The following is a 15251-nucleotide window of genomic DNA, read 5'->3' on the forward strand; positions in this document are numbered from 1 at the left end:
CCTAACCTTAAATTATTACTATGTTGCAGTTCCTTAAATATCTATTATGGGACGATCCCTTTCAACCCTTCTTTCTTAAAGGGCTTCTGGTGATAAATCTTTTGGGGTCACTTTATGGTTATTATTGGTATCATGAGCAACTTTTGGCTACTCCTCTGGTGTGGTGGATCTTTACACCGGACAGCCCCCTTTCCACTTCGTTTTTTACTTTAACTTTAACCTTATTGTTGCTGGATACGAGGGAGGGGAAAAGGACAAAGACTTGTAAAAGATGCGGTGAGAGAAGGCCGGAAGGCTTACCTATCTCTACAAGTTACTTAGGTAGGAGTTATTTAAGCAGGAAGACTCAAGAGATTTTAGGAGTTCTTGCTTGTGCTACGCTCATAAAGTACGGGCTATGGGCAGTGGTAGTTATCGGGGATTATTGGATAAAGAGAGGCCCTGTACAGCCCGTAGAAACCCTACTGTTTTTAAGTCATCTGGGTATGGTGGCTCAAGGTTATCTTTTTTTGCGCCACTGGCCCTTTTACTTCGGGCAGGGGGTTTTGGTTGGTGCCTGGCTTATTCTTAATGATTACGTCGATTATGCTCTGGGGTGGCACCCTTACCTGTTCAGGCCAGACCAGGAGCCCCTGGCGGCTGCTGCAGCCCTTGCTTTGAGCGCCTGCTGGTTTCTTTATTGTCTAGGCAGGAAAATAACCGCGAACAAAGAATATTAATATTAATACAAGGGGCAGAAAGAGGGTAGAAGGGATGCGGGCCGGCATAGGGCTGCACCTAGAACAGAGCCAAAAATTGGTTATGACTCCGGAATTAAGGCAGGCCATGGTTATTCTGCAGCTTTCTACCCTGGAGCTGAGCGAATACCTGGAGCAGGAGCTTCAAGAAAACCCTATTCTGGAGATAGGGGAAGAGGGCGAGTTTTCGGCCCCTGAAGGCCTGAACATACACCAGGAGGAAGGGGGCGAATTAAACCTAGACTGGGCAGAATATTTTGCCGATGGCAGCGACCTGGGCTTCGTATGGGGGCCCCGCGAAAAGCAAGAAGAACCTAACTTTAACAACTCCTTAGCCGCCGAAGGTCCAGGGCTTCACGATTATCTTCTTTTGCAGCTTAATTTAACCGTAAAGGATAAAAAGAGCTTATCCATCGGCAGCTTTCTTATTGGAAATATTGACCAGAACGGTTATTTAAAAATTTCAGTAAAGGAAGCGGCAGCGGCCCTTAAAGTCCATCCCGGCGAGGTTTGGCGGGTACTGGAAATAATTCAAGGGTTTGATCCGCCCGGCGTAGGCGCCCGGAATCTGGTGGAGTGTTTATTGTTACAGCTCCGCCATTATAAAGAAGTGCCCGTGGGGGCAGAAAAGATCATACAACATTTTCTGCCTGATGTGGCCCAGGGTAAGCTCACCAAGATCGCCCGTCAGCTAAATCTTAGCCTGGCCGAGGTGCAGGCCGCGGTAGACTTTATCCGGAGCCTGGACCCGAAACCCGGCCGTACCTTTGGGAGCCACCGGGACGTGCGCTATATAGTCCCCGACGTAATAGTGGAGCGGGCCGGGGACGATTATGTAGTGTTGATAAACGATGTGGCTACTCCCAGGGTGAGGATCAACCCCCATTACCAGGCCCTTTTGCGCCAGGGAGCTTGCGACCAAAAAACGCGCAAATTCCTGGAAGATAAATTGAATGCGGCTACCTGGATTATCCGCAGTATGGAGCACCGGCGGGTTACTTTATACCGCGTAGTACAGAGGATAGTTCAAGAGCAGCGGGAGTTCCTGGAGAAGGGGATAAAATATCTTAAGCCTTTAACCATGCGGCAGGTCGCAGAAGCGTTGGGGCTTCATGAGTCCACGGTTAGCCGGGCTACGGCCAATAAATATGTGCAAACCCCCCAGGGGTTGTTCGAATTAAAATTCTTCTTTGCCAATGGGATCGCCAAGAAAGACGGGGTGGCCGCGGCGGAAAGCATAAAAAAACTTATCGCCGAAGCCGTGGCCAAGGAGGATCCCTTCTCTCCGTTGACCGATCAGCAGCTTACGGAGCTTTTGAACAGGCAGGGTATACAGATTTCCCGCCGGACCGTGGCCAAGTACCGGGATGAACTGGGTATTCCTACGGCGGCACGGCGGAAGAGGTATAATTAAATACGGGTGAGCCTAGCGTACGAATCAGGTATGAAGAGGTGGCCGGGGGGTCACCTTTAAATTTTTTCTGGAAAAAGGATTTTGCCCGTAAATGTTGAATACAAAGAGGTGATTGTTGCCAACATCACGCTCATAATTTCCAGTTTCATCAGGTATAATAACGTTTTGAAAGGGGGATGTACATAGTGCCGGCAAAGGTTGCCATTAACGGTTTCGGCCGCATAGGTCGGCTGGTCATGCGTGCCTCTTTAAACAATCCCGAGGTAGAAGTTGTGGCCATAAACGATCTCACCGATGCCCAGACCAACGCCCACCTGCTAAAATACGATTCCGTCCACGGAAAACTCAACGTAGATGTTGAAGCCCGGGGAGACGTAATGATAGTGGGCGGCCGGGAAATAAAAGTTCTTTCCGAGAAAGATCCGGCCAAGCTTCCCTGGGGGGACCTAGGCATAGATATCGTAGTAGAATCTACAGGTGTTTTCACCGATGCAACCAAAGCTGCTGCCCACCGCCAGGCTGGCGCGAAGAAGGTCATTATTACTGCTCCGGCCAAAAATGAGGATATCACTATCGTTATGGGGGTCAATGAAGAAAAGTACGACCCCGCTCAGCATCATATAGTTTCTAACGCCTCCTGTACCACCAATTGCCTGGCACCTGTGGTAAAAGTACTGCACCAGCATTTCAAAGTGCTAAGGGGTCTTATGACCACCACCCACGCCTATACCAACGACCAGCGCATCCTGGACCTCGTGCACAAAGACCTGCGCCGGGCCCGGGCGGCCGGCATGTCTATAATTCCTACTACCACGGGCGCAGCCAAAGCTATCGGTTTGGTCCTGCCAGAACTTAAGGGTAAACTTAACGGGTTTGCCATGCGGGTGCCCACTCCCAACGTGTCCGTCGTAGATTTGGTAGTGGATGTAGAGAAAGCCACCACCGTAGAAGAGGTGAACGCAGCCCTCAAGGCAGCCGCGGAAGGAGAACTCAAAGGCATATTGGGTTACTGCGAGGAGCCCCTGGTCTCCCGGGATTTCAATGGCGATCCGCGCTCTTCCATCGTCGATGCCCTGTCCACCATGGTCATGGACGGTACCATGGTCAAGGTTATAGCCTGGTACGACAACGAATGGGGTTATTCCAACAGGGTGGTAGACCTGGCCGCCTATATGGCTTCCAAGGGGCTGTAAAGCTTGGGGAGCGGTCGCCGCAAGGCGGCCGTTCCCGTTGGAGCCTTAAAGTAATTTCTTCGAGGGGGGCTTTACCCGTGCAAAAGATGACCGTTAAAGATATAGACTGCGCCCAAAAAAGGGTGTTGGTGCGGGTCGATTTCAATGTGCCCATAGATAACGGTGAAGTGGCCGATGACACACGTATACGGGCTGCCCTGCCTACCATTCGCTACCTTATGGAGCAGGGGGCGAAGGTTATACTCGTCTCACATCTGGGGAGGCCTAAGGGTAAAGTAAATGAAGCTTTGCGCCTGAACCCTGTGGCCAGAAGGCTGTCCGAGCTCTTGGACAAGCCGGTAAAAAAGGTAGATGACTGCATAGGGCCGGAGGTTGAAAAGGCGATCAATAACCTTAAGCCGGGGGAAGTCCTGCTTTTAGAGAATATACGTTTTTATCCGGAAGAGGAGAAAAATGACCCTGAATTTGCCAGGAAACTGGCTTCCCTGGCTGATATTTATGTAAACGATGCCTTTGGCGCTGCTCACCGTGCCCATGCCTCTACCGAAGGAGTTGCCCGTTATCTTCCTTCCGTCGCTGGCTTCCTTATGCAGAAGGAAATTGAAATCATGGGCAAGGCTTTAGCCGACCCTGAGCGCCCCTTCGTCGCCATCCTGGGCGGGGCGAAGGTTTCCGACAAGATCGGCGTCATACGGAACCTCCTACATAAAGTAGATACCCTGCTTTTAGGCGGGGGAATGGCCAACACTTTCCTTAAGGCTAAAGGCTATTCTATGGGTAGATCCCTTGTGGAAGACGATAAAGTACCCTTGGCTTCTGAGCTTATGGAGGAAGCGCAGAGGAGAGGCGTACGGTTGCTTTTGCCCGTGGACCTGGTGGTTGCCCAGGAGCTTTCTGCAGATTCCCCCTACAAGGTGGTAACGGTAGGGGAGGTACCGGAAGGGTGGATGGCCGTAGATATCGGGCCGGAGACCAGGCAGGCCTTTGCCGAGGCTTTAAAAGGAGCCCGCACGGTAGTTTGGAACGGGCCCATGGGTGTCTTTGAAGTAGAACCCTTCGCCGCGGGGACCGAAGCCGTAGCCCGCGCGGTGGCCGAAGTAAATGGTACCACCATTGTAGGTGGGGGAGATTCTGTGGCCGCGGTGGAGAAGGTGGGGGTGGCTGGCCGTATAACCCACGTTTCCACTGGTGGCGGGGCGTCCCTGGAATTCTTGGAGGGGCGTGAGCTACCGGGGGTTGCAGCTCTTAAAGATAAGGTTTCGTAGGAAAAGGGGGAGGACCTTGCGCAGGACGATTATTGCCGGCAACTGGAAGATGTATAAGACGTCGGGAGAAGCCCGGCGCCTGGTGGAGGATTTAAAACCCCTCGTGGGTGCGAGTGAGGTAGAGATAGTAGTCTGCCCTCCTTTTACCGCCTTGGCCGCGGCGGCTAACGCTGCTTCCGGGTCCAATATAAGCGTGGGGGCCCAGGATATCTTCTGGGAGGATGAAGGCCCTTATACCGGTGAGGTTTCCGGGCCCATGCTAAAGGACCTGGGCTGCCGCTTCTGCATTATCGGGCACTCTGAGCGACGGCAGTATTTTGGTGAAACTGATGCTAACGTACGCAAGAAAGTGCGGGCTGCCTTCCGTTCGGGCCTAATCCCTATCGTATGTGTGGGGGAAACCCTGGCGGAAAGGGAAGAGGGGAAAACCCTGGAAGTGTGCCGGCGCCAGGTAGAAGAAGGGTTGGAAGGCCTTACTTCCGAGGAGGCCTCGAAATTGGTTGTGGCCTACGAGCCCGTCTGGGCCATAGGAACAGGTAGAACAGCGACTCCCCGGGATGCCCAGGAGGTCATAGGATTTATCCGGGAGCTTATAAGCAAGATGTACGGCGAGGATGCAGCCCGGCAGTGCCGTATCCAGTACGGAGGGAGTGTAAAACCGGAGAACATCGCTCCCTTCATGGAACAGCCGGATATAGATGGGGCCCTCGTGGGGGGAGCCAGCTTAGACCCTGTTTCCTTCGCGGCTATCGTAAATACGGCGGCAGAAGTTAAGAGAAGGCAAAAAATATAGCGAGGCTCAAACTTTATTTCTTAGGGAAAAGTCGTTTAACTTCAACTTGGAGGTGGCCAAAAGATGACCATTATCAATGATATTTTTGCCCGGGAGATATTGGATTCCCGGGGAAATCCTACAGTCGAAGTAGAGGTAGTCTTGGAGAGCGGGGCCAGGGGCCGGGCGGCGGTACCTTCGGGAGCTTCAACAGGCGCCCATGAGGCGATAGAACTGCGGGATAACGACCAAAGCCGTTACTTGGGTAAAGGAGTCCAGGAGGCGGTAAACAATGTGAATTCCATTATTGCCCCCGAGATAGTAGGGATGAATGCCTTAGAACAGCGGGCTGTAGACCAGCAGCTTATAGAGCTTGACGGCACCCCCAATAAGAGCAAATTAGGGGCCAATGCCATTCTAGGCGTTTCTCTAGCTGTAGCGAAGGCCGCGGCAGCCGCTTTGGACCTGCCGTTATACCGCTACCTGGGAGGAGTAAATGCCCACGTTTTACCCGTACCTCTAATGAATATCTTGAACGGAGGGAAACATGCCGATAACAACGTGGATATTCAAGAATTTATGATCCTACCGGTAGGGGCCGAAACCTTTGCTGAAGCTCTGCGCATGGGGGCCGAGGTTTTCCACCACCTTAAAGCGGTTTTAAAGAGTAAGGGGTTAAGCACAACTGTAGGGGACGAGGGCGGGTTTGCGCCCGACCTGCGCTCTAACGTGGAAGCTATAGAGGTTATACTCGAGGCCATCACCAAGGCGGGATACCGGCCTGGAAAGGACGTCTTCTTGGGGTTGGATGTAGCGGCTACTGAATTATATAAAGATGGCAAATATGTCTTTGCCGGGGAAGGGGTCACGCGTACCAGTGAGGAGATGGTCGAATTTTATGCTTCGCTGGTCGAGCAATACCCGTTGATATCTTTAGAAGATGGCCTGGCGGAAGATGACTGGGAAGGCTGGGAGCTTTTGACTAAGAGGCTCGGAGACAAGATCCAGCTCGTCGGCGACGATCTATTTGTAACTAATACGGAGCGGCTTCGCCAGGGGATAGAAAGGGGAGTGGCTAACTCCATCCTCATCAAGGTCAACCAGATCGGTACCTTGACGGAGACCTTAGAGGCTATAGAGATGGCCCAGCAAGCGGGATATACGGCTATCGTTTCCCACCGTTCGGGGGAGACGGAAGATACCACCATTGCCGATATCGTGGTGGCCACCAACGCAGGCCAGATAAAGACAGGCGCTCCCTCTCGTACGGACCGGGTAGCCAAATACAATCAACTATTACGGATCGAAGAAGAATTAGATGTGGCGGCCAGCTATGCCGGGCAAGGTGCCTTTTATAACCTCGAGAAGATGAGGTAGAGCAGGGCTTAGCGTTGAAATGTGTAGCCATATGTGCTACAATAAAAGCATTACATGACGGTATTGTGCTACACTAATTTTAACCCTTAACCAACATGCGGGCAGGAGCCTTTCTCTCTACTATAGTTACTGGAGGTACCGCCGGAGGTACCGCCCGGCCCGGACTGCTAGAGGGAGGTGAGGGATAGTGTTGAAGAGCTTACTGCTTTTCCTGCAAATCTTTGTAGCACTTGCCCTTATTGCTTCGATACTATTGCAATCGAGCCGTAGCGCAGGCGTTTCCGGGGTTATTGCCGGAGGAGCAGAAAGCCTTTTTGGTAAAAAGAAGGGTTTGGATGAATTCTTGGCCAAAATTTCTACCGGGCTGGCCGCAGCTTTCTTCATTTTTACCTTGCTACTATCCTTAGTTTAAATTTTACGGGACGCTTAGTCACGGAACGGGGGTAGGTATCCTTGGATCTGCGCTGGATGGCACCTTTGGCAGGTGTTCTGGCCCTGCTTTTTGCCTATTATCTTATTGTTAAAATCAACCGAGCGGATGCTGGTACTCCCCGCATGCAGGAGATAGCCGGAGCTATACAGGAAGGCGCCATGGCTTTTCTTTTGAGGGAATACCGTACCCTAGTGTTTTTCGTGCTGGGTATGGCAGCTTTAATTGTGATCACGGGAGTTTTGACTAAGGGCGCCGAAAGCATGCAGCCTGTGACAGCCGTTCCCTACGTCCTGGGAACCCTTTGCTCTGTAGGAGCCGGGTACATCGGGATGCGGGTGGCTACCAGAGCCAATGTACGTACCGCCAATGCTGCGCGCAAGAGTTTAAATGCGGCGCTAAATATTGCCTTTTCCGGCGGTTCAGTCATGGGGATGTGCGTGGTAGGTTTGGGCCTTTTAGGCCTGGGACTGGTTAATCTTCTTTTTTCAGACCCCAATATAATCAACGGCTTTGCCCTCGGAGCCAGTTCTATTGCCCTTTTTGCGAGGGTGGGCGGCGGTATCTACACCAAGGCTGCGGACGTAGGTGCTGACTTGGTAGGAAAGGTGGAGGCAGGGATCCCGGAAGACGATCCCAGAAACCCCGCTGTTATCGCTGACAATGTAGGGGATAATGTAGGCGATGTAGCTGGTATGGGCGCCGATTTGTTCGAATCTTACGTAGGGTCCATTGTATCGGGGATCGCGTTGGGGGCTGCGCTGAGTATCCCCAACGGTACCCTGGTTCCTCTGATGCTGGCAGCGGTAGGTATTGTGTCCTCCATTATCGGGGCCTTTTTCGTTCGCACCGGTGACCAGGGTAACCCGCAGAAAGCCCTGAACACAGGAACCATGGTAGCTAGCCTCTTGGCTATCATTGGTACTTATATCGTTATTACCGGGCTTCTGCCCGTGCGGTTCCAGGCGGGCAACAGCACCTACACGGAAACCGGGGTATTTTTGGCTACGGTGGCTGGCCTGGTAGCGGGTGTGCTTATCGGGCGCATAACCGAATATTACACTTCCGGGGATTATCAGCCGGTGAGGGAGATCGCCAAGGCTTCTCAGACCGGTACGGCTACCAATATTATAGTAGGCTTAAGCACCGGTATGCTTAGTACCACTCTGCCCATTATCGTGATCGTTATAGCCATACTTGCGGCATACAAATTCGCAGGCCTTTACGGCATTGCCCTGGCAGCGGTAGGTATGCTTTCTACCACAGGGACTACGGTAGCGGTAGACGCTTACGGTCCCATAGCTGACAATGCCGGCGGTATTGCCGAGATGGCTGAACTAGACCCCAAGGTGCGGAAGATTACCGATACCTTGGACTCCGTCGGTAATACTACGGCGGCTATCGGTAAAGGTTTCGCCATCGGTTCGGCTGCCCTCACTGCCCTGGCCCTCATTTCGGCTTATATTACTTCGGCTAGAATTGCTTCTATCGATCTTGCAAGCCCCCGGGTGATAGCTGGGCTTTTTATCGGGGGTATGCTTCCCTTCCTTTTTGGAGCCCTTACGATGAAAGCCGTAGGAAGAGCAGCCTTTGATATGATCGAGGAAGTGCGGAGGCAGTTTAAGGAAATTCCGGGGCTCATGGAAGGAAAAGCTCGGCCGGACTATGCCCGGTGTGTAGCCATAAGCACAGGCGCTGCCTTGCGGGAAATGCTGGTCCCCGGCCTTCTGGCTGTGGGCGTGCCTCTTGTGGTCGGTCTCCTTCCCGGCCTGGGCAAGGAAGCCCTGGGAGGGCTTTTGGCCGGAGCAACGGTTACCGGTTTCCTGCTTGCGGTTATGATGGCCAACGCCGGTGGTGCCTGGGACAACGCCAAAAAATACATTGAGGCTGGCCATTTCGGAGGCAAGGGTTCCGCAGCCCATGCTGCTGCAGTGAACGGCGACACGGTGGGTGATCCCTTTAAAGATACTGCCGGGCCTTCTATGAACATCCTCATCAAGCTCATGAGTATAGTTGCCCTGGTTTTTGCTCCGCTATTTATGATGTAATCAGACGCAGCTCTCTAAAATAAAAGGCCTAGAGGTGAACTTAAACATTGGTTCGCGAGGATGCCCTAAGGCTTCTGCACCAATACTTAAAGACACCCAACCTAATTAAACATTCTCTGGCTGTGGAGGCTGTTATGCGGGCCCTGGCCAGGCATTTCGGTGAAGATGAAGATAAATGGGGCCTGGCCGGGCTCCTACACGACATAGATTACGAGGAAACTAAGGGTGATCCCCAGCGGCACAGTCTGGTGGGCGGGGAGATCTTAGAGCGAGAGGGGCTGGATCCCGATATCGTATACGCTGTAAAGGCCCATAATGAGGCCCACCGTCTTCCCCGGGAAGACCGTTTAAGCCGCGCCTTGTACGCCACCGACCCCTTAACCGGGCTTATCGTGGCCGCCGCCCTTATAAGGCCGGAGAAAAAGCTTGCGCCTTTAGATGTGCAGTTTCTCCTTAACCGGTATCATGAGAAGTCCTTTGCCCGGGGAGCCAACCGGCAGCAGATAGCGTCCTGCAGGGAACTGGGGTTATCTCTAGAAGAATTTTTGGCCTTAGGTTTGGAGGCGATGAAAGGGATAGCCGGGGAATTGGGTCTATAGACTTGCCAAACCAGGGGCGCCCAGGGGCGGCCAAAACAACAATACTAATGGCGGGGGCGGAAAGACGCTCCCTTTAATTTTCCTTTCCGTCATTGTCCATCCTTTCCCGGTAATACTCCCACCTGTCCAAAAGCAGATTGCGGAGATAAGGCTCTAAATCAGGTACATGGAGAAGCCGGCCGAGCCACTGGCGGGCGAGACCGTAGTTACCCAGCCTCCCTTCCAGCTCACCTATAAGGTAAACCCATAAGTGGACTTCCCCCGGCGAAGCGGTATCTTCGTTGGCGTAGGCTTCCTGGTACAGTTCGCTGGCCCGGCGAAGGTAACGTTGCTCCTCCTCGACATTACGATTATACCTGTAGAACCAGCCTAGCCTTAGGCAGAGGCCGGCGAGGAGCGAGCTTTTTTCCTGATTGAGAGAGCCGGTGAGGTAAGCTAGCTTATACACCTTAATGGCCGTGGATAGATCGCGGCTACCGGTATAATCTTTGTATTTTATTTTCTTTATATACTGCTCGGTGATAAGTTCCCGGCGGTCCTTTTTAACCGGGCCAAAGTTTACCGTAAAGGCATACCCGCAATACGGGCATACGGCGACATCGTAAAAGTAAGGATTTTCTCCCTCAAAATAACCGCAAAAATCGGTGTCGCGGCCTACCTGGCGTATGAAACTCGAGCGCACCTTCTTGTTAGTAAATTTTTCTTTACAAAATAGACATTGATAACGCTTATCGTACAGGGGTTCGAGTTTGGCCATCTCTTAGCCAACCTTTCTTAAGGTGAAGAAGGAAGAGTATCAGGACTTTGTTTTGCGTTGTTGGTTACGAAGGGGTTGTGTTTATAGATAACGACGTCGACGCGCCTGTTTTTTTTCCGGTTTTCCTCACTAGTATTAGGGAACAGGGGATGGTATTCTCCATAACCTAAAGCTACGAAGCGAGTAGGATTTAACCCTGTATTTTCCGTAAAATAGCGTATTACGGTCGTGGCCCTCACAACCGAAAGCTCCCAGTTACTGGGGAACTGAGCGGTATTGATGGGCAGGTCGTCTGTGGAACCTACAACACCAATGTAGTTGGGTACGGTTTTTAGAAAGGCCGCTATTTTATCCAAAATGGGCAAGGCTTCAGGCCGGAGATTGGCTTCCCCTTTGTCGAAGAGGACGGAACCTGTAAAGCTTATTATAACCCCTTGCTCGTTTATGGTGATGAAGACTTCGTTTTTGAGGCCCTGCTCGGCTATGTATTCGCTTACCCCTGCGGCCAACGCACTTAAGGGATCACCGGGTTGTTCCGGCGGGACTACCGAAGGACCGCCGCCTAGCTCGGGAAGGATCATAGCCGAGCCTCCGGTAAAGATTTGGGCCAGGGCCTGGACCAGCTGCTGGTAGCGCACTATATCTACTTTGGAGATGGCATACATTACAATGAAGAAGGCCATGAGTAGCGTAATCAGATCGGCGTAGGTCAAAAGCCAGCGCATGATGCCGGCCGTTTCGTGCCCCCCCCCTTGGCCCTCATCTAGATCCATCTTGTCCCAGGAAGGCAAAACGAATCCCCTCCCTTCTATTCTTCCCGGCGCCGTTCAGGGGACGGCTTTTCCTGGAGCTTAAGTATCTCCAACTCCCTCCGGATAAGGCGGGGATTTTTACCCTGCACAATACCTAAGATGCCGTCAAGTATTATCTGGTTTGCTACTAGTTCTTCTGCTGCTTTAGCTTTAAGTTTAGCGGCAATGGGTAACCACAAAATATTAGCGGTAGCAATTCCGTAGAACGTGGCGAGGAAAGCTACGGCGATGGAAGCGGCCAGTTGGTTTACATCGCTAATATTGCTTAACACATGAACCAGGCCCACTACCGTCCCTATAATTCCCATTGTAGGAGCATAACCCCCGGCCGTCTCGAAGATGGCGGCTGCCTGTTTGGCCTGGCGTTGCCGTTGAATTATTTCATTTTCCATGATACGGCGTATCTCCTCAGGATCTATACCGTCTATGGCAAACCCCAGGCCGTTCCGTAGGAGGGGGTTTTCTTCTTGGTTGGCGTGGGATTCTAAGGCGAGAAGCCCTTCGCGCCTGGCTATTTCTGCTAGACGGACCAAATTGTCAATCAATTCGTCTAAATTGGTCTTGTCGCGGGTAAAGGCCTTAACCAGAAGGGCGGGGACACGCTGGATCTCCCGCATCGGGAAGGAAAACATGGTAGCTCCAATGGTCCCACCTAAGATTATCACCAAGGCCGGCAGGTTTAGCATTCCGCTAAGATTTATACCTTCCATAAGTATAGCGACTACGAGGGCAAGTACAGCAAGGGATAAACCGATGATGCTGGAAATATCCATGAAGCCTGCGGTGAAAAAGCCCCTCTTAAAAGGGCTTTACACCTGTCACCTCCTATATATTTCCATGGCATCCGTAACCGAGCTACCTACCTGTATTATATCGGCTTAAAAAGACAAAAAGAAAGCTTTTCTTACAACAAATAGCACGCTTTAAACGGTCACGTCGTTGTTTTAAAACTAGCACGAGAAGAATATTATAATTTCTGTACAGCGAACTCAAAAGCGGAGGTGGCCGGCCCATGCAGGGGATGCCTCGCTTCACCAATATTTTTAGCCGTGTGCAATTTAAGGAAGACGGTGAAGATGAGAGCCTGGTGGTACTAGAAGCAACTGGCCCCTTCCCTTTTGAACTGGTGGCGGAAGGACCTTGCCTTTACAGCTTAAAGGTTCGGGGGAAACTCAATATGTTCTCGGGCCCTTTAGAGGTGCGGGACGGGATCATTAAGCAGGTTTCCATCAAGGAGGAAGGTCCTGAAGAGGCCAGATTTCTAATTCATCTTGAGGTCCCTACGGAAGCTTTTACCACAGTTCAGAAGGGGTTGCCGGCCAAGGTTACGGTACATCTAAGCCGCAAGCCCATGAAGGAGTTTTACCAGGGGCGCCTCCTGGTGATCGACCCGGGCCACGGGGGACCAGATGCCGGCCACCGGGGTCCTGTAAACCTTTGGGAACGAGATATGGTATGGATTGCCGCTCGGGAATTTGCCGAAATTTTACAACACTTGGGTGCTATGGTGGTAATAACCAGGGAGAAAGAAGAGAATCCTTCTTGGAAGGAAAGAATAAAAAAGGCGGGAACAGAGACGTCTCTTTTTTTGAGCCTGCATACCCACGGAAGTACGGATGAGAAAGTACGGGGCGCAGCCGTAAAATACAATCCCCGGGCTAAAGGAGGAGAAAACCTGGCGCGGATGGTTTTAGAAGCCATAACCTCTAAAACCAAGGTGCCCGGGCGGGGAGTAGAGCCAGAGAGCGAGTTGGCCGAGCTCGGGGAGACTCAGGCTCTTCTTGTGGAGATGGTAACTATTACCAATTGGGTAGATGAGGGTGTCCTGCGCAACCCCTATTTCTATCGCAAATTGGCCCAGGCAACTTTAAGCGCATTTTATCACTTTGCAATCCTTAACGAGGGATATGCAGGAAGCGAAGTATTCCTTAAGCCCTCTGTTGAAGCAGCGAAAACCGAAGAGGAAGCCCAGAAGAAAGATGCTAAAGTTGGGCCTCCGCTTCATTCCATCCCCAAGGCGGCTGTCAAAGGTGCCAGATACATAGCTAAAATACCTATCCGTACCCATATTATTACGGAGAAAGATAATATAGTAGAGGTAGCCCGGCGGTATACGGAAGGGATAGTCGGTCCGGGGGATGTTATCGCCTTGGCCGAAAGTGTAGTAGCTATTTCTCAAGGCCGGGCCATTCTTCCGGAAAATGTTAAACCTGGCTGGCTGGCCCGGTTTTTATGTCGCTTTCCGGAGAAATCGGGTAGCCTGGCTACACCTGCAGCTATGCAACTGGCCATTCAGGAGGCAGGTTGGCTCCGCATTTTGGCCGGATGTTTGGCCGCAGCTATAGGCAGGCTCTTGCACCGCAAAGGATATTTTTATATAGTAGCAGGGAGGGAACTGGCGCTAATCGATGATGTAGCTGGTACGATGTACCCCTATGACCGGCACATAGTTTTGGGTCCCCGGGAGCCTCAAAAGGTGGTTGAAGAGATTAAAAAGGCTACCAGAGCCGAGGCAGTAATTGCTGATGTAAACGACCTGGGGTGCGTAGATATTCTGGCAGTGACCAAGGGCACTGCCTTGCGCGCCGTACAGGAGGCCCTACGGGATAATCCCTTTGGAAATGAAGATGAGCAGACTCCTATTGTGGTTTTAAAACGTCTAAGGGTTACTTAAAGGTCGCCAGGAAGAAGGCTTTTTATGCCACGCAATCCGCGTATTTAGGGAGAAGGTTTTTAAAATAAGGTTGGTGTTGTAGTTGGGCAAAAAGAGAAAGAGCAAAATGGAATCCGTGCAGGTTAATGGCGCGGTAACACAGGAAAAGATACTACAACTTATGGAAGAACGCAGCTATAAACCCCTTACCTTGGAGGAGCTTCATGAGGTTTTGGGGGGTTCCTACGAGGATTTGAGGGAACTCCTTCAAGAGCTAGAACTTGAGGGTAAGGTGGTTCGCACACGGAAGAATAAATACGGGTTACCTTCCAAGATGGGCCTGGTGGCGGGCTACCTCCAGGTTTCACCCAGGGGGTTCGCTTTTCTTTCTCCTTTAGATAAGGGTGACGATGTCTATATCAGCCCGGCTAACTTGGGAGGGGCCATGCACCAGGACTTGGTTCTAGCCCGACTCCTTCCCTATCAGGGCCTTAAGCGCCGGGAAGGGGAAATAATACGGGTTTTGAAGCGAGCCCGTACCAGGGTAGTGGGAACCTACGAACAGAACCGGCGGTTGGGATTCGTCGTTCCCGATGACCCTCACCTGCACCAGGATATATTTGTTCCCTTGGAAGAAACTAAAGGGGCCCGCCATAAGGATAAAGTAGTGGTGGAAATAACCCGGTGGCCGGACGGCAGGCGTAACCCTGAGGGCAGGGTAGTAGAGGTACTGGGGCCCGCAGGAGCTCCAGGGATCGATATTTTATCTATAGTAAAAAAATATGAGCTGGACCCGGATTTCCCTCCTGCCGTCAAAAGGGAGGCCAAGAAAATTAAAGAACAGGTAGAACCAGAGGAGCTGGCGGGTAGGCGCGACCTGAGGGACTGGCGAGTAGTAACTATAGACGGCGAAGATGCCAAGGATCTAGACGATGCTGTATCCATCCGGCGTCTAGAAAACGGGAACTACCTCTTAGGCGTCCATATTGCGGATGTAAGCTATTATGTAAAAGAAGGTAGCGCCCTGGACAGGGAGGCTTACCGCAGGGGGACAAGCGTCTACCTGGTGGACAGGGTTATCCCCATGCTGCCGCCCCGGCTATCCAACGGTATCTGCAGTCTTAACGCGGGAGCCGACCGCTTAACCATGTCTGTAGTAATGGAGGTCTCACCCCGGGGCGAGGTGGTCAATTA

The 15251-nt window shown here is 51.9% G+C and carries 14 protein-coding genes; 11 read left to right on the top strand and 3 right to left on the bottom strand.

The features are described 5' to 3' along the window. Positions 1 to 101 precede the first annotated feature (101 nt). The 9 genes from L5656_RS02840 (at position 102) to L5656_RS02880 (ending at position 9835) form a co-directional block, all read left to right on the top strand. Positions 102 to 719, top strand: a complete 618-nt coding sequence (locus tag L5656_RS02840; protein WP_297198742.1) for a DUF1405 domain-containing protein — start codon at positions 102 to 104, stop codon at positions 717 to 719. Between the two features lie 34 nt (positions 720 to 753). Next, positions 754 to 2151 carry an RNA polymerase factor sigma-54 gene (gene rpoN / locus L5656_RS02845; RefSeq protein WP_297198744.1) on the top strand — a complete coding sequence of 466 codons (1398 nt, stop codon included), beginning with the start codon at positions 754 to 756 and terminating at the stop codon, positions 2149 to 2151. Between the two features lie 176 nt (positions 2152 to 2327). Beyond that, on the top strand, positions 2328 to 3344 hold the full coding sequence (locus L5656_RS02850; RefSeq protein WP_297198746.1) for an ArsJ-associated glyceraldehyde-3-phosphate dehydrogenase: 1017 nt from the start codon (positions 2328 to 2330) through the stop codon (positions 3342 to 3344). A 77-nt stretch (positions 3345 to 3421) separates the two neighbouring features. Continuing rightward, positions 3422 to 4609 carry a phosphoglycerate kinase gene (locus L5656_RS02855; protein WP_366017802.1) on the top strand — a complete coding sequence of 396 codons (1188 nt, stop codon included), beginning with the start codon at positions 3422 to 3424 and terminating at the stop codon, positions 4607 to 4609. A gap of 16 nt (positions 4610 to 4625) precedes the next feature. Then, positions 4626 to 5402 (top strand): triose-phosphate isomerase, encoded by a 777-nt coding sequence (tpiA, locus tag L5656_RS02860; RefSeq protein ID WP_297198748.1) that lies wholly within the window; start codon positions 4626 to 4628, stop codon positions 5400 to 5402. A gap of 63 nt (positions 5403 to 5465) precedes the next feature. Beyond that, on the top strand, positions 5466 to 6758 hold the full coding sequence (gene eno / locus L5656_RS02865) for a phosphopyruvate hydratase (protein ID WP_297198750.1): 1293 nt from the start codon (positions 5466 to 5468) through the stop codon (positions 6756 to 6758). 187 nt (positions 6759 to 6945) lie between these two features. Beyond that, on the top strand, positions 6946 to 7170 hold the full coding sequence (gene secG, locus L5656_RS02870) for a preprotein translocase subunit SecG (RefSeq protein ID WP_297198751.1): 225 nt from the start codon (positions 6946 to 6948) through the stop codon (positions 7168 to 7170). A 56-nt stretch (positions 7171 to 7226) separates the two neighbouring features. Further along, positions 7227 to 9236 (top strand): sodium-translocating pyrophosphatase, encoded by a 2010-nt coding sequence (locus tag L5656_RS02875; protein ID WP_366017804.1) that lies wholly within the window; start codon positions 7227 to 7229, stop codon positions 9234 to 9236. A gap of 47 nt (positions 9237 to 9283) precedes the next feature. After that, positions 9284 to 9835 (top strand): HDIG domain-containing metalloprotein, encoded by a 552-nt coding sequence (locus L5656_RS02880; protein ID WP_297198755.1) that lies wholly within the window; start codon positions 9284 to 9286, stop codon positions 9833 to 9835. 73 nt (positions 9836 to 9908) lie between these two features. Here the strand turns inward: L5656_RS02880 and L5656_RS02885 are convergent, their stop codons facing one another. The 3 genes from L5656_RS02885 to L5656_RS02895 are packed head-to-tail and all read right to left on the bottom strand — an operon-like array spanning position 9909 to position 12177. After that, entirely contained in the window at positions 9909 to 10592 is a 684-nt protein-coding gene (locus L5656_RS02885; protein ID WP_297198757.1) for a DUF2225 domain-containing protein, read from the bottom strand. 17 nt (positions 10593 to 10609) lie between these two features. Continuing rightward, positions 10610 to 11383 (bottom strand): OmpA/MotB family protein, encoded by a 774-nt coding sequence (locus L5656_RS02890; protein WP_297198760.1) that lies wholly within the window; start codon positions 11381 to 11383, stop codon positions 10610 to 10612. A gap of 17 nt (positions 11384 to 11400) precedes the next feature. Continuing rightward, complete coding sequence (locus L5656_RS02895) at positions 11401 to 12177, bottom strand: flagellar motor protein (RefSeq protein ID WP_297198763.1); 777 nt, start codon at positions 12175 to 12177, stop codon at positions 11401 to 11403. A 239-nt stretch (positions 12178 to 12416) separates the two neighbouring features. Here L5656_RS02895 and L5656_RS02900 point away from each other — a divergent pair, with 239 nt between their 5' ends. Both L5656_RS02900 and L5656_RS02905 read left to right on the top strand, forming a co-directional pair. Next, entirely contained in the window at positions 12417 to 14078 is a 1662-nt protein-coding gene (locus L5656_RS02900; RefSeq protein ID WP_297198766.1) for an N-acetylmuramoyl-L-alanine amidase, read from the top strand. Positions 14079 to 14184: 106 nt separating this feature from the next. Next, positions 14185 to 15251, top strand: a 1067-nt coding sequence (locus L5656_RS02905; protein ID WP_297198769.1) for a ribonuclease R family protein, incomplete at its 3' end; no start/stop codon positions are given.

It is taken from the genome of Thermanaeromonas sp., from assembly GCF_021890735.1.
GTDB lineage: Bacteria > Bacillota > DSM-521 > Neomoorellales > Neomoorellaceae > Thermanaeromonas.